General features: G+C 49.3%; 16 protein-coding genes. 9 read left to right on the top strand and 7 right to left on the bottom strand.

The annotated features are described in order from the left end of the window. The first annotated feature begins 455 nt into the window (after positions 1-455). The 3 genes from ACMVP2_RS28330 (at position 456) to ACMVP2_RS28320 (ending at position 5,996) form a co-directional block, all read left to right on the top strand. Entirely contained in the window at positions 456-2,159 is a 1,704-nt protein-coding gene (locus ACMVP2_RS28330) for a DUF885 family protein (protein ID WP_416866109.1), read from the top strand. A 201-nt stretch (positions 2,160-2,360) separates the two neighbouring features. Next, complete coding sequence (locus ACMVP2_RS28325; protein WP_416866108.1) at positions 2,361-2,630, top strand: hypothetical protein; 270 nt, start codon at positions 2,361-2,363, stop codon at positions 2,628-2,630. A 138-nt stretch (positions 2,631-2,768) separates the two neighbouring features. Next, entirely contained in the window at positions 2,769-5,996 is a 3,228-nt protein-coding gene (locus ACMVP2_RS28320) for a caspase family protein (RefSeq protein ID WP_416866107.1), read from the top strand. Positions 5,997-6,121: 125 nt separating this feature from the next. On the opposite strand, the gene ACMVP2_RS28315 is transcribed toward ACMVP2_RS28320, so the two are convergent. From ACMVP2_RS28315 to ACMVP2_RS28285, 7 genes are all read right to left on the bottom strand, one after another. Continuing rightward, the gene (locus tag ACMVP2_RS28315; protein WP_151997320.1) at positions 6,122-7,477 is read right to left on the bottom strand and encodes an enolase C-terminal domain-like protein; all 1,356 of its coding nucleotides are present in this window, start codon (positions 7,475-7,477) and stop codon (positions 6,122-6,124) included. Between the two features lie 388 nt (positions 7,478-7,865). After that, positions 7,866-8,684 (bottom strand): ParA family protein, encoded by an 819-nt coding sequence (locus ACMVP2_RS28310; RefSeq protein WP_350129714.1) that lies wholly within the window; start codon positions 8,682-8,684, stop codon positions 7,866-7,868. A gap of 235 nt (positions 8,685-8,919) precedes the next feature. Further along, positions 8,920-10,680, bottom strand: a complete 1,761-nt coding sequence (locus tag ACMVP2_RS28305) for an ATP-binding protein (protein ID WP_416866106.1) — start codon at positions 10,678-10,680, stop codon at positions 8,920-8,922. 112 nt (positions 10,681-10,792) lie between these two features. Beyond that, a complete protein-coding gene (locus ACMVP2_RS28300) occupies positions 10,793-11,656 on the bottom strand; it encodes a ChaN family lipoprotein (protein WP_339792060.1) in 864 nt (287 codons plus the stop codon). A gap of 80 nt (positions 11,657-11,736) precedes the next feature. Beyond that, entirely contained in the window at positions 11,737-12,054 is a 318-nt protein-coding gene (locus ACMVP2_RS28295; protein WP_339792059.1) for a DUF3817 domain-containing protein, read from the bottom strand. Positions 12,055-12,165: 111 nt separating this feature from the next. Next, positions 12,166-12,915 (bottom strand): ABC transporter ATP-binding protein, encoded by a 750-nt coding sequence (locus ACMVP2_RS28290; RefSeq protein ID WP_339792058.1) that lies wholly within the window; start codon positions 12,913-12,915, stop codon positions 12,166-12,168. Positions 12,916-12,921: 6 nt separating this feature from the next. Then, the gene (locus ACMVP2_RS28285; protein WP_339792057.1) at positions 12,922-13,650 is read right to left on the bottom strand and encodes an ABC transporter permease; all 729 of its coding nucleotides are present in this window, start codon (positions 13,648-13,650) and stop codon (positions 12,922-12,924) included. 177 nt (positions 13,651-13,827) lie between these two features. On the opposite strand from ACMVP2_RS28285, the gene ACMVP2_RS28280 reads away from it, so the two are divergent. From ACMVP2_RS28280 to ACMVP2_RS28255, 6 genes are all read left to right on the top strand, one after another. Further along, entirely contained in the window at positions 13,828-14,535 is a 708-nt protein-coding gene (locus ACMVP2_RS28280) for an SDR family oxidoreductase (protein WP_339792056.1), read from the top strand. Between the two features lie 457 nt (positions 14,536-14,992). Next, a complete protein-coding gene (gene ispG / locus ACMVP2_RS28275; protein ID WP_416866105.1) occupies positions 14,993-16,987 on the top strand; it encodes a (E)-4-hydroxy-3-methylbut-2-enyl-diphosphate synthase in 1,995 nt (664 codons plus the stop codon). Positions 16,988-16,992: 5 nt separating this feature from the next. Beyond that, entirely contained in the window at positions 16,993-17,193 is a 201-nt protein-coding gene (locus ACMVP2_RS28270; RefSeq protein WP_339792054.1) for a DUF6728 family protein, read from the top strand. Then, positions 17,193-17,549 carry an MmcQ/YjbR family DNA-binding protein gene (locus ACMVP2_RS28265; protein ID WP_339792053.1) on the top strand — a complete coding sequence of 119 codons (357 nt, stop codon included), beginning with the start codon at positions 17,193-17,195 and terminating at the stop codon, positions 17,547-17,549. The genes ACMVP2_RS28270 and ACMVP2_RS28265 overlap by 1 nt, the downstream gene beginning before the upstream one ends. Then, positions 17,542-18,252 (top strand): SGNH/GDSL hydrolase family protein, encoded by a 711-nt coding sequence (locus ACMVP2_RS28260; RefSeq protein WP_339792052.1) that lies wholly within the window; start codon positions 17,542-17,544, stop codon positions 18,250-18,252. Before ACMVP2_RS28265 ends, ACMVP2_RS28260 begins: the two co-directional genes overlap by 8 nt. A 125-nt stretch (positions 18,253-18,377) precedes the next feature. Next, positions 18,378-19,076, top strand: coding sequence for a hypothetical protein (locus tag ACMVP2_RS28255; protein WP_339792051.1), 699 nt, complete (start codon positions 18,378-18,380; stop codon positions 19,074-19,076). Positions 19,077-19,137: the final 61 nt, after the last annotated feature.

The raw sequence follows: 19,137 nt of genomic DNA, 5'->3' as shown, positions 1-19,137 counted from the left end.
TTCCCGCCGGTAGTCGGACAGGCGCAATAACCGTTAGGTTAGGGTTAGCGTTAATAAAATACGAAGCAGAATCCAGCACCTGACCGGTTATTGCGAGGAACGACTGAAGATCCGCATTGTGTATCTGATCATAAAGTGACGTGGCAATCTGTTTGTTACACACGAATCATACTTCAGATATCCGACAGATACACAGCTATGACGGTAGGCCGTGCCGACGCCTTTGCTCACAGTGTCGTTGTCGTCCGTGCTCCGTTCCGGCGGGTGTCTTCACCGCCGGTTTCTAAATGCCAACACTTGGCCTTTGTTTTACCCCTTCCCAACCTCAAGCCCCTGGCACCCCTAAAGGGAGCCAAAGGCCACCACCCACCGCACTTTCTTCCCCTTCGTCCAGCTTCCATTGATTTCCTTGTGTTTCCGTCACATCTTAGCTTTGGATTCAACCTATCTGCCTTATGAAAAAGACATTGCTCTTGTTCTTCTTTTCATTATTCATGCTTAGCGGCTTCTCCCAAGCCCTCTACGAGCAAACCTCCGAAGTCAACAACCTCATGGTGCGCTACGATGCCGACTACGGCAGCCTGCACCGTTTCTACTACTTGGACAGCTCACCCGAGCGCATCGAGCGACTCAAAACCCTCGATCAGGATTACCTCAGGCAGTTGGAGGCCATGGACTTCAACGCCCTCGCCACCGGTGCCCGGGTCGACTATCTCCTCTTCAGGCGGGACGTGCAAGAGGACCTGCGCACCCTTACCCTCGAAGGCGCCGAACTGGCAGCCGTAAAGCAATGGCTTCCGTTTGCTCCCTATCTCTACGAAATCGAAAACCTCAGGCGGCGGGGCAACCAGCTCGAATGGCAGGAAGTCGCCAAAAAGCTGACCGACACAGGCGATGAGATAGAAGCCATCACCACCAAATTAAAAGCCGCAGAACCCTTCGATCAGAAACTGACTAAACGGGCTTCGGCCTCCATCAAAGGCATACAGGAAGGCATCAAAAGCATCCACAGCTTCTACAACGAATACGACCCCTTGTACACCTGGTGGGTCACCATGCCCATCACCCGGGTCGACAGCCTGTTGACCATTTACGAAAAGGTGATGACCAGCAAGGCCAAGCTCATCACCACACAAAAAGATGACGGCAGTGGCATTGTTGGCAGCCCCATAGGCCGGGACGAGATCATCAAACAGCTGGAGTTTGAAATGATCCCTTACACGCCCGACCAGCTGATTGACCTGGCCAACAAAGAGTTTGCCTGGTGCGACGCCGAGCTGCTGAAGGCCTCCCGGGAAATGGGTTTCGGCGACGACTGGAAGGCGGCGCAGGAGAAAGTCAAAAACTCCTATGTGCCCGTTGGCCAGCAGCCCGAAGCCATGATGGAGCTCTATAATCAGTCGATGGCCTTCCTCAAGGAGCACGACCTGGTCACCATTCCGCCCATTGCCGAAGAAAGCTGGCGAATGACCATGATGGCGGCCGAGCGCCAGAAGGTGAGTCCATTCTTCCTGGGCGGCGAAAACTTCATCATCTCTTACCCCACCAACACCATGGAGTACGACGACCGCATGATGAGCATGCGGGGCAACAACCCCCACTTCTCCCGGTCCACCGTGCACCACGAGCTCATTGCCGGCCACCATTTGCAGGGCTTCATGAACCGCCGCTACAAAACCTACCGCCACTTTCGCACTCCATTCTGGACCGAAGGATGGGCCCTCTACTGGGAGCTGCTCCTGTGGGACATGGACTTTCCCCGCTCCCCCGAAGACCGCATCGGCATGCTTTTCTGGCGCATGCACCGCTGTGCCCGCATCATCTTCTCGCTCAACTACCACATGGGCAAGTGGAGCCCCCAGCAGTGCATCGACTTCCTCGTGGACAGAGTAGGGCATGAGCGGGCCAACGCAGAAGGGGAGGTGAGGCGCTCCTTCACCGGTGGCTACGGGCCATTGTACCAGGTGGCCTACCTCACCGGCGGCTTGCAGTTTTACGCCCTTAAAAAGGAACTCGTGGACGGCGGCCAAATGACCCTCAAGCAATACCACAACGCCGTCCTCCACGAAAACGCCATGCCCGTTGAAATGGTGCGGGCCATCCTCACCAACCAAACCCTGCCCAAAGACTTCAAAACGAGCTGGCGGTTTTACCATTAAAGAGGTTACTCTCTGCTCTCCTGCAACAGAACCAAATTAAAGAGGTTACTCTCTGCGCCCCTGCAAATGGTAACCTCTTTAATCTCAACGTTAACTATTAAATAGGTTACTCTCTGCGCTCCTGCAACAGAACCAAATTAAGTAGGTTACTCTCTGCTTTCCTGCAAGTAGTAACCTCTTTAATCCCAACGTGAACTATTGATGAGGTTACTCCCTGCGCTTCAGCACATAGTAACCTCTTTAATCTTCCCCGACGAAATGAAAAGTTGCACCCCAATCCCTCCACCACCCAATCAAAAATACTTCAATGACTTGGGCGTGCCCCCTTTGCCGCCGGAGCGTTACCACTCACCCGACCACCCATTTCGGCGGCAGGCGTCGGGCCATCACCAGTCGCCGGCCAACGCTCAAAAAGCCATACTTCGGGCTCCAACAATGGCTCTGTCCCTCACGCAAGGAGGCATCCGTTAATCGAAGCCATTATTGCTCGACCGCCAGCCATGCACACTAAAGCCACAGCTCGGCGGTAGCGATAACTTCCGGCCACTCGTTGCCAATCCTACTCCTCAACTTTATTAACTTGCCACATCTAGCTGACCATACGAATCCATGAAGCACTTTTTAGCCTCTTCTTTGCTGTTTTTCCAGTTCTTTGCAGCGAGCGCCCTAAACCTCCAAACAGTCATCCAGCAAGGTCATGAGTTGGCTGTGCTGAGCGTCGCTCAAAGCCCTGATAGTAGTTTGGTAGCCACGGGCAGCCGGGACAAAACGGCGAAGCTTTGGGAGATTTCCACTGGTAGGGAAGTGCGCAGCTTCCTCGGGCATACCGGTAGCGTCAATTGCGTCGACTTCTCTGCCGATGGCCAATACATGATCACTAGCAGCGGGGATAAAACGGCCCGCATTTGGGATGTGGCCACAGGCAAAAGCATTTTCACTACGCCGGTGGAAGCTAAATACCTGACCGCCGTCGCTTTTAGCCATGATGCTAAATACTTCTTTACCGGAGGCTATCCCAACGAAGCACACCTGTGGGATTTTGAGTCGAAAAAGATAGTCCAATCCTTCAAAGTCAATGCCGATCAGGGTCTCGGCTATGGCATTAATGTGGCTTTTTCAAAGGACGGCAAGTGGTTGGCGATAGGAGAGGACAACCGAACAGCCAACGTGTACAGCACTGCTACATGGGAAAAGGTATACACGTTTGAACAGGCGGAAGGATGGTGCGGGGGCTGCGCTACCTGGGTAGCTTTTAGCGCCGACAGCAAAACGCTGCTGGTAGCGTCCAACAAAACGGTCGTAAGAAAATACAAGCTTTCTAACGGCGACCTGCTTCAAACCTATGGCGATGAGGTGGAAGAGCTTTCCGGCGTTGGATTTAGTAAGAACGGCAACGAAATTTGGGTGGCTACCAAATCAAGCGTCGTCACTTGGGAGAATCAGTCAGGGAAGCTCGTGAAGGAAATAACGCCGGACACAGAAACGGAAATCAACGAAGCCCACATGGCAGCCGATGGCAGTCTGTTGCTGGCATGCGACAACAATACCGCATACCAGCTGAATACCAAAACCGATCAAATTGAAACGACTCTCACCGGGCTGCTCAACCAGCGGGACAAAGGCGGCATTACTTACGACCCCAACTCTTACTGGGACTCGTACATTGCCAAATACATCAGGTTCAAAAATGAGCTGATGCTTTCTAAAGATGGCACGGAGCTGATCAAGGGCAAGTTTGGTACCAAGTTAAAGCGGTGGAACATCGCCTCAGGCAAAACAGTCATGGAGTACAAAGGCCATGAGAAAGCGGCTCTTTGCTATGACCTGACGGACAATGGCCTTACCATGGTTACCGGTGGAGGCGACGGCCGAATCATCCTTTGGAACGTGGCCACCGGAGATACCCTTCGCACCATCAAAGCCCACAGAGAGCCCATCTTCGATGTGAAATTCAGCAACGATGAAAAGCACCTCATCTCTGCCAGCTGGGACGCAACGATCAAAATATACGACCTAGCCACCGGTGAGCGAGTGAACTACTACGACTTCCAGTCCAACTCGGTTTATAACCTGCTATTTCACCCCACCGACTTGTATGTGTTTGTGGCCCGGCTCGACAATTCGCTGGCAATGATTGAGCTCGACGCCCATCTGCCAGTTCGCACGTTCGTTGGCCACACCGACATTGTTTCCTCACAGACCCTGAGCCCCAATCAGAAAGAGCTGCTCACAACGAGTTGGGATGGCTCCATCCGCATTTGGGACATTGCCACCGGCCTGATGACGAAGAAGCTGACGGGCCACGTAGGCCCGGTACACAAAGCGATCTTCAGCCCTGACGGAAACCTTGTTTATTCTGCCGGGGCCGACAGGGTCATCAGAGTGTGGGACTACAACACTTCCTCACAGGTAAAAACATTTGAAGGCCACACCGCCGAAGTCACTTCCCTGTTGCTGGGGAACGACAACAAAATGCTGATTAGCCATGCCCTGGATGGTACCACCAAGTTTTGGGACCTGACCTCAGGGAAGGAGTTTTTTGAGCACATTCACTTTGGTGCCAACGAATGGATGGTGAAAAACCCGGAGGGCTACTTTAACGGGACCGACGAGGCGAGAAAGCATATCCATTTTGTTGATAAAACCACCACCTATTCTGTGGATCAGTTTTTTGAGGAGTTTTATCGCCCTGACCTGCTACCGCAGATTTTTTCGAACAGGGGAGGGGCAGGCAACCTTAAGGACATCCAGACCAAGCTGCTGAAATCCCCGCCACCTACTGTAAAAATAGCGACGCTACCAGTCGATGATGCCACCAAAGCCGAAGTGTATGTTAAAATGATTGACAATGGCGGCGGTGTAAGTGAGCTGAGGCTCTTTCACAACGGCAAACGCATGTCGTTGAATACGCAGGGCCTTAGCTACCCTTCCGGTAAAGGCAGGAGCACGACTTATCGTCACACGGTCGACCTGATAGGGGGTGCCAACACCTTTGAAGCCAGGGCCGCTAACAATGACAATATTGAATCGGCGGTGAGTAACGTGGAGGTGGTGGCGGATCATTCTTCGAAAAGTGCCACCTGCCATATCCTGGCCGTGGGCATCAATAAGTACCAAAACCCCAAAATGGTGCTGAACTATGCCCGACCCGACGCTGAGTCGTTCAGCAGCATGATTGACGACAACGGCACATCCCTTTTCAAAGAAATCAAGCTGCACACGTTGTTCGATGACCAGGCGTCGAAAGAAAACATCATCAAAAAGCTGGATGAACTCAGCGCTGTAGTACACCCCGAAGATGTGTTCATTTTCTACTATGCCGGTCACGGCAGCATGGTCGACAATAGTTTTTACTTTATCCCCACAGAAAGCCTTAGGCTGTACGACGTCTCTTCTTTGAAAAAGAATGCCATTGAGGCCAGTGAGCTGCAGGAGCACCTGAAAAGTATCCATGCGCTAAAGCAGCTGATTGTGATGGATGCCTGCCAGTCGGGTGCGTCCATAGAGCTGCTGGCCACCCGTGGCGCTGCGGAAGAGAAGGCCATTGCACAGCTTTCCCGGAGTGCAGGCATTCATGTAATGGCGTCGGCTGGCAGTGAGCAGTTTGCTACCGAGTTTGCCGAGCTGGGCCATGGGCTGTTTACCTACCTGCTCATCACCGGCCTGCAAGGGGCAGCCGATGGCGCACCTAAAGATGGCAAAGTCACGATCTACGAACTCAAGTCCTTCCTCGACGACCAGGTGCCCGAGCTCACCCAGAAGCTAAAGGGCACACCGCAGTATCCCTATACGTTTTCGAGAGGGCAGGACTTTCCCCTGGTGATTCGGAAGGAGTAGGGATTCAAATGCTCGATACGGATCCACGGTTCCGCCAACCCTGCGCAGGCAGGCATATCTAAAGCCAGGATGACAGTCAACCCTCCAAGGGTTCAAAACCTCTTGGAGGGTTAATCCTACAGATGTTAAGGCCGCACCGGCGTACCATCATGCATTCTCAGCTGTGTCCAGCCGTTCAGCTGCTTCTCAGGAATGGGGTACTTGGCCGCCAGCTTCTCGTTGATATCTACACCAAGCCCGGGCGCTTCGTTCACGTACATATAGCCGTCTTTCATAAAAGGACTTCCGGGGAAGATTTCTCGCAGTGTATCGGAGAAGTTGACGCTTTCCTGGATGCCGAAGTTCCATACCGCAAAGTCGATGTGGGCGTTGGCAGCATGGCCTACCGGCGACACATCTCCAGGTCCGTGCCACGCTGTTTTCACATTGAACGCTTCACCCAGCCTGGCCACCTTCATGGCGGGGGTAATGCCACCTATCTGAGAAATATGAATGCGGATAAAGTCAAACAGCCTTTCACTCATGGGGCCTACCCATTCGTGGGGGTTGTTGTAGAGCTCTCCCATGGCCAACGGCACGCTGCTCTGCTGCCGAAGCTGCCTGAAATAGCCAATGTTTTCGGGAGAGAAGGGGTCTTCTATAAAGAAAGGCCTGAACTCTTCCAGCTTGCGGATCATGTTGATGGCGTCGTTGGGCTGCAGGCGCTCATGGATGTCGTGCAGCAACTCCACTCTTTCACCACATACCTCTCTCGTTTTGGCGAAAATCTCCGGCACGCTTTTCATGTAGAAATAGGGATCCATGTAGTTGTCGTCGGGCATGCCAAAGCCTTTGGCTTTGAAGTCGGGCACTGAAGCCACCCCTGCAGCGCCATAGCCACCCATTTGAATGCGGACATATTTGTAACCCTCGTCCATGATGCGTTTGGCATCGTCGGCTACGGCTTCCGGGGAGTTGCCCGACGCATGAGAGTAGCAGGGGATGGCAAAGCGGCACTTGCCTCCCAGTAGCTGGTACACCGGCATATTGGCACGCTTGCCCTTGATATCCCACAGGGCCTGGTCGAGGCCACTAAGGGCATTGTTGAGCACGGGGCCGTTGCGCCAGTAGGAGCTGACGTAAGCAGTTTGCCACATGTCTTCGATGTTGTCGACGCTTTTGCCCTTGCAGAAGTCGTTGAGGTAGTCGTTGATGGCTGAGATAACAGGCCGGGCCCGCTGGCGGAAGGTGGCACAGCCGAGGCCATACAATCCGGGTTCGCTGGTTTCCACTTTCACCACAATCAGCTCTATGCCGTGTGGACAGGTGGAAATAGCTTTGACATTGGTGATGGTAAGAGGAGGGAGGGCTTTGGTGGCAGCTTCGTATACGCCAGCCACAGCCGGATTGGCGGCTCCCAGAAAAGTGCCGGTTGCCCCAAGGCCGAGCCCTTTAATGACTTCCCGCCGACCAATATTGGTTTTATTGTTCTCGTTTTCCATGGTACTTATTGTAGTTAAGGTATGTTTTGAATGAATATAGGAATTTGAAGACAACGATGCTTAGGCTTTTTGATGAGGAGCGATGAGGCTATTGAAGCGGCTTCAATGCTGAAAGGCGAGGGAGGTATTTCCTCTCAGCAGTCCCGTAGGGACGATATCCCCGTAAACTTAACCCTGGACTGAATACAAAATGTGAGCGCCGTCATGTAAGGCATATAATACCCTGGCCAGGGGCAGAAAAAAGTTTCCGCAAATCGAAGCGAAAGATTCAGGTCTTCTCAGCCAGGCAGGGTGTATGGAACCCGTTGGCTTCTTTATGCAGAGGCAATGTTGTGTCGTCAAAAAAGACAATTACTTAAGGTATTGACGAAGGAGGGCAGCAGGAATCTTACCTCGTCTTGATATTCTCGAGGAACTCCTCTGAGATGAATTTAGAGGACAAAAAAGTGTTGTTGAACTTGGCCATCAGCTCGTCGCTCAGTTTGAGAAAGTCGATGGCTGACTTGTTTTCAGGGTTGACCCTGTTCATGGATTTTCCGATATCTATGGCCTCGCTTACCTTGATGGAGTTGGATACAGTGCTCTCCAGCATCAGGTCTTCAAATTCTGTCATTGCTTCAGCGTACTTTTCCCGGTGGTGGATGAGCGACTGCTTGTACATGTTGAAATAGATGCCCAATATGTTCAGCGGCCTTTTTCTTTCAACAGTGTAAAGAAAAGTCAGTAACTTCTTGATGCCATCGATGGAGAACGAATCAGCAAGGGCAGGAATCAGGATACTGTCGACATCGGTAAGCATAGACTTTACAAGTCCTCCAAAGTGGGTAGGCATATCCATGATCACGATGTCGTAATCCTTACGCAGCACGTAGCCCAACTTCTGCACGATATTGGGGCCAAACGAAATAAACCTGCTGTTCGACTCCATTTCCGTCATCAGATAGTCCCCAGGCAGCAGGTGCATATATGGTGTTACTTCCTGTGCTTCAATGTTCTCCGGAAGATTGTCGTGCAACAGGTCTTTGATGTATCGATATATGGATTTTGTAGAGTTGTCGGCACCCAGGGAGTTGCTGAGGTTGCACTGTGGGTCACAATCGATCAAAAGTACTTTGAATTGCCGGGACCAGGCGTAGCCAAGATTGAGAGCGGTTGTAGTTTTACCCACCCCTCCTTTAAAATTGTAAATGGCAACGGTATTTCCCATGGCTAGGCTGATCACTTAAATATATACAAAAAAGCACGGTTCTGGAAATAATTTAATTATTTCAAGAAAAAATTATATAAAGAACAGTGAGTTTTTTTATAAGGTCGGCAAAGTCAAAGGTTGACTGTTATAGCTTGTTAGAAAGTTAAACATTTTTCTCAGAGTTAGCCAAGCCGATGTGTCGAGTGGCTATAGGAAATGATTTGTGTATAAATAATAATGCTAGGGACGACAGCTAGACTGAAGTCCAATGGCGGGCGAAAACCGCCCTGAGGAGGTCGGTAGTATATGGTTTGGTGATAAAGTCAACCATTCCTGCCTCTTTGCACTTGTTTTCATCTTCCGTAGTGGCATTGGCCGTAACAGCAACGATGAAAGGAGGGCTTTGCTTTCTCTCCAGAAAAATCCTGCGAATTTCCCTGGTTGCTTCAATGCCGTCCATTCTGGGCATTAAAACGTCCATCAATATAAAGTCGAAGCTCTGGGAAAAAGCCAGGGCCACAGCCTGCTCACCATCTTCAGCCACTTCTATTTTAGTAATGCCAATGTTCTTGAGTATTTTAAGCATCACAAGTCTGTTGATGTGTACGTCTTCGGCTACAAGAACGGATAGTTTACTGAAATTTATCAGTTGGATGTGCTTCTTAGCCAGCGAATGCTCGCCATGGGTAGTGAGCGTTAGTGGCAGTTCCACATAAAACGAACTTCCTTTGCCCTCGGTGGAATAGAACCAAATCTTCCCGAGCATCAAGTCGGTCAGGCTCTTGGCAATGGAAAGCCCTAACCCGGTGCCTACCACCGCCAAGTCAGTTTCATTCTTAAAAAACCGGGAAAACACCTTTGGGTGCTGGTTTTTTGGAATCCCAATGCCGGTGTCGTCAACTTTGAAAAGAACTATGGCGGTCTTATCTTCTTTTCTCACAACGGTCGTAGCTATGGTCACTTTTCCTGCGGGCGTGAATTTGACCGCATTCGTTGCCAGGTTAATAAGGATTTGCCTGATCCTCTTAAGGTCACCCATCAGGTGAATGTCGGATTTACTGGCGTGCACCAGCTCAATGGAAACCTTGCCGGTTTTCACCGATTCAAATCCATAAAATAGCTGGCTGATATCTTTCGTTACGTCCTTCAGTTCAAAAGCGTCTTCTTGTAAGGTCACCCGATTGTTTTCAATCATGGTGATGTCAAGCACATCGGTGATCAAGCCTGATAGAATTTGACTGCTGGTGGAGAGGTTTTTTACAAGCTCGCTTTGTTCTTTGTCAAGATTAGTTTTCTCAATTAGTTCGGCAAGTCCCACGATGCCATTTAAAGGCGTCCGCATTTCGTGACTGATAGTAGCCAGAAACTGACTTTTAGCTTTGTCAGCCGATTCAGCCCTTTCTTTGGCAGCACCCAACTCGAGGTTCATTTGTTGTAGATGCGCTCTGTCCTGCAAATACTCTTTTTTGAAAATGTAGAAAGCAAAACCCATCACCACCAGCATGACCACTCCCGCTATCGAAAGATCTCTCCATTCGCTCACATAGTCAGTGTAGGGCACGGCCAGGTCTCTGTGGTAATACTCTATGGTGACAAAAATGATCACCACGCAAATCGTGGAAATAATAAAGGAGATATAACGGCGTATGGGTAAAACCAAAAGCCCTGAGATGTAGATGAGCACACACATGTGCATCACAGCACCACGGATGCCGCCGGAGGGGAGCCAGCCAAACGAGATGATAAGCAACGCAGAGATGTAATAAACAGAGGTAGTGAGGCGAAAGGATATGCCTTTTTTAACAGCAAAATAGACCGCAGAGTAAAAACACAGTGCGAACAGATAGATGCCGAGGACAGTCGGATTGAATTGCGAAAACATACCGACTAACGACCACAGCAGCAACGTGAGAATAGTCAGGCAGAGTGTGATCTCAAAAAGCCTTTCTTCTATAGGCCTGGAGGCATCTCTGGCAGGCAGTAGCCTCCGGAGTGCTTTCGTAAGTAAATTCATTTTGCTGGTTGAAAAAATAGAAGCCTGTTGGAGCTTAAAATTGTATGAAAGTAAAAAAATAATCCGACATCTCTGTGTCGAAATTCTATTTGAGCTTATGCGGAGAGCAAGTTTAGTAGGTTTTCGTCATATCAGACGGGATCACAATGATAAAATCCGCAGCACCAACATTCCCCTCGGCCAGCTCTCCTATGTTTTCCTGCTCCACACAATGTATGGTGGCCACGCTCGCTTTCTTATTGTATTTGTTCAGGTACCAAATGATGCCTTCCCCATTTTTGGAATGGTAGGAGCCATTGAAGTGAATGACCTTGCTCTTACTTTCTTTGCTGATGAACCAGCCCATTGTTGCGTCTTTGTTTGCCTGAGAACTGGCCAGGTTTTCGGCGCTTCCCGGGGCACCGTGCCCACCCATCGACTCAATCATTTCCTGATAACCGGGCAAGTTCAGGTCAATTTCCAGGGGAAGAGGGGCAATGTATTTTTTTGCTTCGTCGGGCAGGTTATTGAGCGCATCAGGCCCTTTTCTGTATACAAGGTTGGCATACCTTCGGGGAATATTTGATGCCACCACTTTCAGTTGGTGCTCTTTGGCAAATTCCACTATGGGTTTGTAGTCCGTTTTATAGTTGTCCCACATTTTAGCCTCCTTGAGTAAATGCCTCTCTTCAATCAGACCGCTCATGAATTCGTCCAGCACCAGCTGATCGTCAGCCTCGAACATCTCCATGGCGACTACCAGGTCCTTACCATGCTCAGCATAGAGGCCTTTTGTCACCTGCAGCTCCAGCCAGTGGTTGATGGAATTGTCGTGCAGCTCACCGAAGAAGACCACATCGGCCCGGGAAACGTCCTTTAGCATTTTATCGTAGGCAACCTGCTTGCCTTTTGAATTGTAGATTTCAAACGCCTGTGGTGATTGGGCAAAGAGACAGTGGGTGACTATAAACAGCGAGGAAAAGAGAAGGGTTTTCATAGGTTAAATGATCCGGTCGTTGCAATAAAGAAATCCAATTTTCTATCAAGGTACTATTTCAGGCTCTTAAAAGCTGGTAGTTAGCTGTTGTTTGCTGATGAATTGATCTCTTTCCAGTCTTTTATAATTTGCCTGTCGAGCAAAAAAGTGCCACCCGGCAGAAGTGAGGCCAGAAACGCTCTGAATATCATTAAAAAGCCCCATTTTAACACAGGAGCCGCTAACAACAAGGCTGGAATGTATAGGAGGAACAGGATGCCGTGAGCCATACCCACATACCTGACGGCGAGTGGCTGATCCATCCAGTACTTCAATGGCATAGCGATTAATAACAATACGAGGAATGAAATGCCTTCAACAGTGGCAACAAAACGGAAAAAGGAAACCTTGCTATTCATTTGGAAAAAACGGTTGTTCGGTCATGCTTCATTGACCAACTCTGATTGATAATTCAAATCTATTTTTTATTTCGAGGGTAAAACGAAATGAGCGAAAGGCATAGTCCTACTTCACTTTTTTATCATCGTCCTCATCAGCTTATTGGCAAAAATGAAATCTTTAAGTTCGGGCACATCGGCCTGGGCAATAGTGGCGGTGCTGCCTTCCCATTTTTTGTACCCCTGATGCATAAACAGGATGTAGTCGCCAATTTCCATCACTGAGTTCATATCATGGGTAACGACCACCGTGGTAATGTCAAATTCATAGGTGATCTCCTGAATCAGGTTATCTATTGTGATCGACGTTTGAGGATCCAGGCCGGAATTGGGTTCGTCGCAAAACAGGTATTTGGAGTTGTTCACAATGGCCCTGGCAATCCCAACCCGCTTTTTCATACCTCCACTCACTTCCGATGGCATCTTTTTGTTAACGCCGGCCAGCCCCACTCTTTCCAGACAAAAGTTGACCCTATCGAGCTTTTCGGCCTGAGGCATCTTGGTAAGCACATTGAGTGGAAACATCACATTGGCCTCCACATTCATGGAATCGAACAGCGCTCCGCCCTGAAACAACATGCCTATTTCACGTCTGATGTCTGTTCTGAGGCTTTTGTCGCCGTGTGTGAAATCCCGCCCATCGTAGGTCACCGTTCCCTCATCGGGTTTCACCAGGCCCACAATGCACTTGAGAAGCACACTTTTTCCTGTGCCGCTGGCGCCAATGATCAGGTTGGTTTTGCCCTTTTCGAATGTGCCAGAAATGCCATGCAATATGGCCTTTCCGTCAAAAGATTTCTTGATGTTTTCTATCTCGATCATACAAAATCAAATAAGAAGTTGGGCCAATACGTAGTCGGCAACCAGAATGGCAATACAGCTATTGTTCACTGCGCTGGTACTCGATTTACCTACCTCCAGCGCACCTCCGACAGTATAATACCCTTTGTAAGCAGAGATGGCTGCTACTAAAAAGCCGAATGCCACCGACTTGATCAGCGCAAAGGAGACGTTGAACTGCACGAATTCATATCGAATACCGTAGATATATTCGGTGCCTGTAAGCACTCCAGTAGCAATGGAAATGAGGTAACCGCCCAAAATGGTCAAAAAGCCCGAAAAGATAACGAGCATGGGGTAGGTGAGGATAGAGGCGATGATTTTGGGCAGCACAAGATAGGAGGTGGCGTTGATGCCCATCACCTCAAGGGCATCAATCTGTTCCGTGATTCTCATAGTGCCCAGCTCGCCGGCAATATTGGAACCAACTTTACCCGCAAACACAATGGCCATGATGGTGGGAGCAAGTTCAAGTAATGTCATGTCACGCACTACCATTGATACAATGTAAAGTGGAACAAGCGGACTCACCAGGTTGTAGGCAGTTTGCAGGGTGGTAACAGCCCCCATAAAAGTGGCAATAATAGCAAATAGGGGAAGGGAGTTATAGCCGATGAGAATGGCCTCATCCACAACCCTCTTGGCGTAAGTCTTGAACGACTCCATGCGGGTAAACTGCTGCCCCAAAAAGATCATGAATTTTCCTATGCTTTCCATTTGCTCAAATTTGTTCCAAGAAAAAACATCCCCACCGTTAAAGAAAGTTTCGGACAGGAAAAAAGAAGATTAAACTAACTTTCGGGGATATTGGTTACCCCTCGGGTAGCGCAATTCCACAATTTTAAATAGAATCTGGCACTTAGTTGCTTGAAAGTCAGGTTAAACGATAGTAAAATGAATAAATTAATTGTTGTCACCGGGGGTACGAAAGGCATAGGCAGGGGTGTTATTGAAGCGTTTGTTCAGCATGGGTTTGATGTAGTCACCTGTGCAAGGTCAGAAGACCAGCTTGCGTCGTTGAAAACGGCGGTAGGCGAGATAGCACCCAACGCCAAAGTGCACACCTTTAGAGCTGATCTAAGCAAAAGAAATGAGGTTGATGCATTTCTGAAGTTTGTAAAAAAAACCGGCAGGCCAGTAGACGTGCTCGTCAACAACACGGGTGTGTTTATTCCCGGGCAGGTGCATACTGAAGAGGAGGGCGCATTGGAAACAATGATTGATACCAATCTGTACAGTGCCTATCACCTTTCGAGAGGAATTATTCCCGGAATGAAAGAGGCTGGCAAAGGCCACATCTTCAATATTTGTTCGATTGCCAGCATTGTTGCTTATGCCAATGGGGGCAGCTATGCCATCAGCAAGTTTGCCATGTACGGCATGAGCAAAGTGCTGAGAGAGGAGATGAAGCCCTTTGGGATCAGGGTCAGTTCAGTGCTGCCCGGAGCGACTTTCACCGCCAGCTGGGAAAAAGCCAACATACCCGAGGAACGTTTTATTCCCTTAGAAGACGTAGCTACTATGGTTTGGGCAGCGTATAGTCTGTCACCCAGGTCCGTGGTGGAGGACATTTTGATTAGGCCTCAGCTGGGAGATATTTAAGGCTTTTTCGGGATGGGGTTATAGGTGTCGGCACGGCACCTAGCCACAATGCAAGAGCCGTCAGACACCGGGTGTTTTTCCGTGCACCATTTTTCAGGATGGGGCTTCACCGCCATCCTGGGTGTATGTCGCCCTTTCAGGGCTCGTCATCATTATAGCCCTGAAAGGGCGGCATACCTGTGCATTGGGTAAAGCCCTATGCACCACAGTCGCAGCACCTTGCGTCAGTCGCCCGTCTTCAAACTTCCTTCAAACCCTTCCAGCTTATTCAAGCCCTTCTCGGCAACCGACGGCTCCACCGCCTACACTCGCTTGCCGTACCAACGCCAGCTCCGGTCTTCCAACTTTCTTGTCTGCCGAAGCCTTTGGCGTAGGCGGGCCACTCTTTCCTCCTCCACTTCCAAACACTTATACACTTTATTAGTTAACTTTGCGGAATCTATTATACCATTAGTTTATGCACACTGCGGACGCAGCCCTTCTGTCAAAAATCAACTTCTGCAACAGTCTCACCTCTTATTCGAGACGGAAAACCATTGAGGTAACCATTGGAGATACCCCCATGGGCGCCCATCACCCGATCAGGGTGCAGTCGATGACTACTATCGATACCATGGATACAATGGGGTCGGTTGAGCAGTCTATCAGGATGATTGAGGCAGGATGTGAATACGTCCGCATCACGGCTCCCAGCGTAAAGGAAGCCCAGAACCTGGAGGCCATCAAAAAAGAGCTGGTCAAAAGAGGGTATAACACACCGTTGGTAGCTGATATTCACTTTACCCCCAATGCAGCTGAGCTTGCCGCAAGAATCGTGGAAAAGGTGAGGGTGAATCCAGGCAACTATGCCGACAAAAAGAAATTTGAGGTTTTTGAGTACACTGACGACGCCTATCAACAGGAGTTGGAACGCATCAGGGAGAAGTTTATTCCGTTGGTAAAGATCTGCAAGGAGTATGGCACGGCCATGCGCATTGGCACCAATCATGGTTCACTTTCCGATCGCATTATGAGCCGGTATGGCGACACACCGCTCGGCATGGTGGAGTCGGCCCTGGAGTTTCTGCGGATTGCTGAAGAGCTGAACTACTACAACATTGTGCTGTCCATGAAGTCGAGCAATACACAGGTGATGGTACAGGCCTACCGCCTTTTGGTGAAGATGCTGGACGACGAGGGATTCAAACCCTATCCGTTGCATTTGGGAGTGACTGAGGCGGGTGAAGCTGAGGATGGTAGAATCAAATCAGCTGTAGGCATAGGTACGTTGCTGGAGGACGGTTTGGGTGATACAGTCAGGGTGTCGTTGACCGAAGAGCCGGAGCTGGAGCTGCCAGTGGCGAGCGCATTGGTCGAAAGATATGACCACCGGGCTGGGCACAAGAACATTGTTCCGGTTGAAAACCCGCCTTACAGCCCGTTCGAATACACGAAACGCCATTCTCAGGAAGTCTCCAATATCGGTGGTGACAATGTTCCCCGGGTAATTACGGACATCAGCAGACTGCAAAACCCGGAGTATCCTGACTTAAAGGTAGCAGGTCATTTCTACCTACCCGAGCCCGACAAATGGAGAATGAACGACTACGGCACTGACTATGTCTATTCAGGAAGTACACCTGTGCCTTTTATGCTACCCAATGGCCTGAGAGAGATCATAGACTACGCAGTTTGGGTTAACTATGCTGATCAGAAAAACACTTATCCGCTAATTGATATTAGCGATCTGAATATTGCCAAACTGCACCCCGATCTCAATTTTGTTCAGCTCTCGGATGAGGAAGCTTTTGATACCGACTGGAAAACACTTGCCAGCCGCAAGAATATAGTGCTTATCGTAAAAACAAACAACGCACATGCCTACCCGGCGCTGCGTCGGATGTTCTTTGTGCTGGAAGACGCAGGAGTGAAGTTACCAGTTATTATCCGGCGAGATTTTGAGCCCATTTCTGATGACAAGCTGATGTTATTTGCTTCCACCGACGTAGGCGGACTGCTTATAGATGGCTACGGCGACGGCATTATGTTGGGTTGGGCCAATCAAACGTTGGAAGGGAACGAGGCTGTCAAGCCGCAGATTAAGTTGTACAACGACACCTCGTTCGGCATTTTGCAGGCGGCTCGCACCAGAATGTCGAAGACTGAATACATTTCATGCCCTTCTTGTGGCAGAACGCTGTTTGACCTACAGGAAACCACCGCCATGATTCGCAAGCGCACCGATCACTTAAAAGGCGTGAAGATTGGTATCATGGGTTGTATTGTGAATGGCCCAGGCGAAATGGCCGATGCCGATTATGGCTATGTGGGCTCAGGTAAAGGCAAAATAACCCTGTACAAAGGCAAGGAGGTAGTGAAAAGGTCAGTCGCCTCAGCAAAGGCAGTGGACGAACTAATAGAAATCATCAGGGAAGACGGCAGATGGACGGATCCCGAAAAAGTGGAGGCATAACCAGTATGGCAAACTCAGAGAATCAGGAGAAGAAAGAAAGCACCAACTACTTCGACTTTAGCGAAGTGTTTAAATACTACTTCCGTAAAAAGGACCCCAATAACAAGCCCAATTTGAACCTTCGAATGATGCATGGGATCAACAAAATTTCGATCCTGTTGTTTTTAATGGCACTAATTATCTGGACCATTCGCCGCTTGATGTAATGAATATAGAAGAGTACAGAGAGTATTGCATTCGCAAACCGGGTGTCACCGAGGGATTCCCTTTTGATAGCAATACGCTCGTGTTTAAAGTAATGGGCAAGATGTTTGCCCTTGCCGACGTGGAGCTTTTTCGAAGCATCAATCTCAAATGCGATCCCGACAGGGCCATTCAGCTAAGAGAAAGTTACGAAGGAATTAAGCCGGGCTACCATATGAACAAGCAGCACTGGAACACCGTGGATACCGACGGGTCGGTGGGAGATAAGCTCTTGTACGAATTGATCGATCACTCCTATGCGTTGATTGTTGACAGCCTGCCAAAGAAATTGAAGGAGGAGCTTGCCAACTATGAGTAAAGCGAAATACACTTTTCTAACCGTTTTTCTACTTTCGTACATGGCACTTTTGGGGTGCAAGGAAGGAAGTAAACAAAACACTGAAAGTATGGATCAGGTGGGCAGTTTGAAGTTTTTGGCGCTTGGTGATTCCTACACCATTGGTGAAAGCGTCGCTGAAAGCGAGAGGTGGCCTGTTCAGCTGGCTGCGGCGCTTAGCCAAAGTGGGGTCTCCGTGGCACCTCCGGAAATTATCGCCACCACTGGCTGGACTACCGATGAGCTGCAAAAAGGTATTGAAAAAGCCTCTCCGAGGCCCCCATATGACCTTGTGTCGCTGCTGATTGGCGTTAATAACCAATACAGAGGTCGCTCGCTCGATGAATATAAGAAGCAATTTGAAGCGCTTTTGGTGCAAGCCATCGACTTCGCAGGTGGGAAAGCTGAAAAGGTGTTCGTGGTTAGTATTCCTGATTATGGCGTCACTCCTTTCGCTGCTGACCGGAACCCTGAAAAGATAGGGAAGGAGATAGATGCCTTTAATAGAGCAGCTGAGGCTATTTCCAAAAAGTTTGGCGTGGCATTTGTGAACATCACCCCAGGGGCAAAAGAAGCAGCCAACGACCCTGAATTGGTGGCAAGCGATGGTTTGCATCCTTCAGGAAAGATGTACACCCAATGGGTTTCTCAAATTCTGCCGGTAGCGAAAACGCTAATCAAATGAAAAGAACCTTTTTTCGCCTCCAATAATATTTTTATATTTGGCGTTTACTAGTAAACCAAATATCGCCGGCTAGCTTTTTATAATACAATTTTCAGTCTGACTGACTATCAACCCATCGGCATTTAATGAGATATCGCTCTGGCCTGTATTTTTTAATTGTAGTTATAACAATTGCCGGACTGATCTCCTGTAAAAGCAATCAAATTTGCCCTGCATTTCAAAGTACCTTTATCCTTGACGACTCACTGCGGATGTTGGCTTTCTCTCCATTTGGGCCCGATTCTATGCCTAAATATGGGCCCTGGGTGAAGAAGAATAAGAATGGCATTATCACCCGAGATCCTTATCTCGTTAAGAATTATAACCTGAAGACGGTGAAAATGGAGAATCAGTTCGTTCCTATTTCTGCTGATTCGGTTACGTTCGATGAAGATTTGTATCAGGATGAAATGGCCGCTGCAGATTCACTGGCACCTGCGTCAACCGACTCATCAGGTGTAGACAAGCCTGCTACAGCGCCTCCAACAAAACCTGCACCGAAGAAGTATATCAGAAACTACGATCCGAAAGACCAGTTTAACGAAGAGCAAATATTCTACAACAAGCTGTTTGGCGAGGTGTTCGTGGCCCCCAAGGAGGTGCCAGCTACAGAAGACTCGCTTCAAGCTGATGGAGCAGCTACGCCGCAACTGGATTCCCTGGGCAATGAATCTCCTGTAGAAAAGAAAGGGCTTTTCCGAAAAAGGAACAAAAAGCCAAAGGACGAAGCTTTGGAGCCTGAGCTACCTCTGGACGCAGCCGATACCACTGGCACAGGATTTTAATTTCCCCAAACTCTTTTTCATTGCCTGGTGTTGTAAAGTTCTGGTGAAGTACTTTACCTTT

Origin of the sequence: Imperialibacter sp. (assembly GCF_048007035.1) — a bacterium.
In the GTDB taxonomy this organism is placed as follows: domain Bacteria; phylum Bacteroidota; class Bacteroidia; order Cytophagales; family Cyclobacteriaceae; genus Imperialibacter.
The sequence above is the reverse complement of the archived record's forward strand: the minus strand, read 5'-3'. Positions and strand labels throughout refer to the sequence as shown.

Excerpts from the sequence above, each read along its gene's own strand:
- ACMVP2_RS28330 (WP_416866109.1), top strand. The coding sequence starts at position 456 with ATGAAAAAGACATTGCTCTTGTTCTTCTTTTCATTATTCATGCTTAGC.
- ACMVP2_RS28305 (WP_416866106.1), bottom strand. The coding sequence starts at position 10,680 with ATGAATTTACTTACGAAAGCACTCCGGAGGCTACTGCCTGCCAGAGAT.
- ACMVP2_RS28255 (WP_339792051.1), top strand. The coding sequence starts at position 18,378 with ATGAGATATCGCTCTGGCCTGTATTTTTTAATTGTAGTTATAACAATT.
- ACMVP2_RS28315 (WP_151997320.1), bottom strand. The coding sequence starts at position 7,477 with ATGGAAAACGAGAACAATAAAACCAATATTGGTCGGCGGGAAGTCATT.
- ACMVP2_RS28260 (WP_339792052.1), top strand. The coding sequence starts at position 17,542 with ATGAGTAAAGCGAAATACACTTTTCTAACCGTTTTTCTACTTTCGTAC.
- ACMVP2_RS28280 (WP_339792056.1), top strand. The coding sequence starts at position 13,828 with ATGAATAAATTAATTGTTGTCACCGGGGGTACGAAAGGCATAGGCAGG.
- ACMVP2_RS28290 (WP_339792058.1), bottom strand. The coding sequence starts at position 12,915 with ATGATCGAGATAGAAAACATCAAGAAATCTTTTGACGGAAAGGCCATA.
- ACMVP2_RS28325 (WP_416866108.1), top strand. The coding sequence starts at position 2,361 with ATGAGGTTACTCCCTGCGCTTCAGCACATAGTAACCTCTTTAATCTTC.
- ACMVP2_RS28270 (WP_339792054.1), top strand. The coding sequence starts at position 16,993 with ATGGCAAACTCAGAGAATCAGGAGAAGAAAGAAAGCACCAACTACTTC.
- ACMVP2_RS28295 (WP_339792059.1), bottom strand. The coding sequence starts at position 12,054 with ATGAATAGCAAGGTTTCCTTTTTCCGTTTTGTTGCCACTGTTGAAGGC.
- ispG (WP_416866105.1), top strand. The coding sequence starts at position 14,993 with ATGCACACTGCGGACGCAGCCCTTCTGTCAAAAATCAACTTCTGCAAC.
- ACMVP2_RS28310 (WP_350129714.1), bottom strand. The coding sequence starts at position 8,684 with ATGGGAAATACCGTTGCCATTTACAATTTTAAAGGAGGGGTGGGTAAA.
- ACMVP2_RS28285 (WP_339792057.1), bottom strand. The coding sequence starts at position 13,650 with ATGGAAAGCATAGGAAAATTCATGATCTTTTTGGGGCAGCAGTTTACC.
- ACMVP2_RS28320 (WP_416866107.1), top strand. The coding sequence starts at position 2,769 with ATGAAGCACTTTTTAGCCTCTTCTTTGCTGTTTTTCCAGTTCTTTGCA.
- ACMVP2_RS28265 (WP_339792053.1), top strand. The coding sequence starts at position 17,193 with ATGAATATAGAAGAGTACAGAGAGTATTGCATTCGCAAACCGGGTGTC.
- ACMVP2_RS28300 (WP_339792060.1), bottom strand. The coding sequence starts at position 11,656 with ATGAAAACCCTTCTCTTTTCCTCGCTGTTTATAGTCACCCACTGTCTC.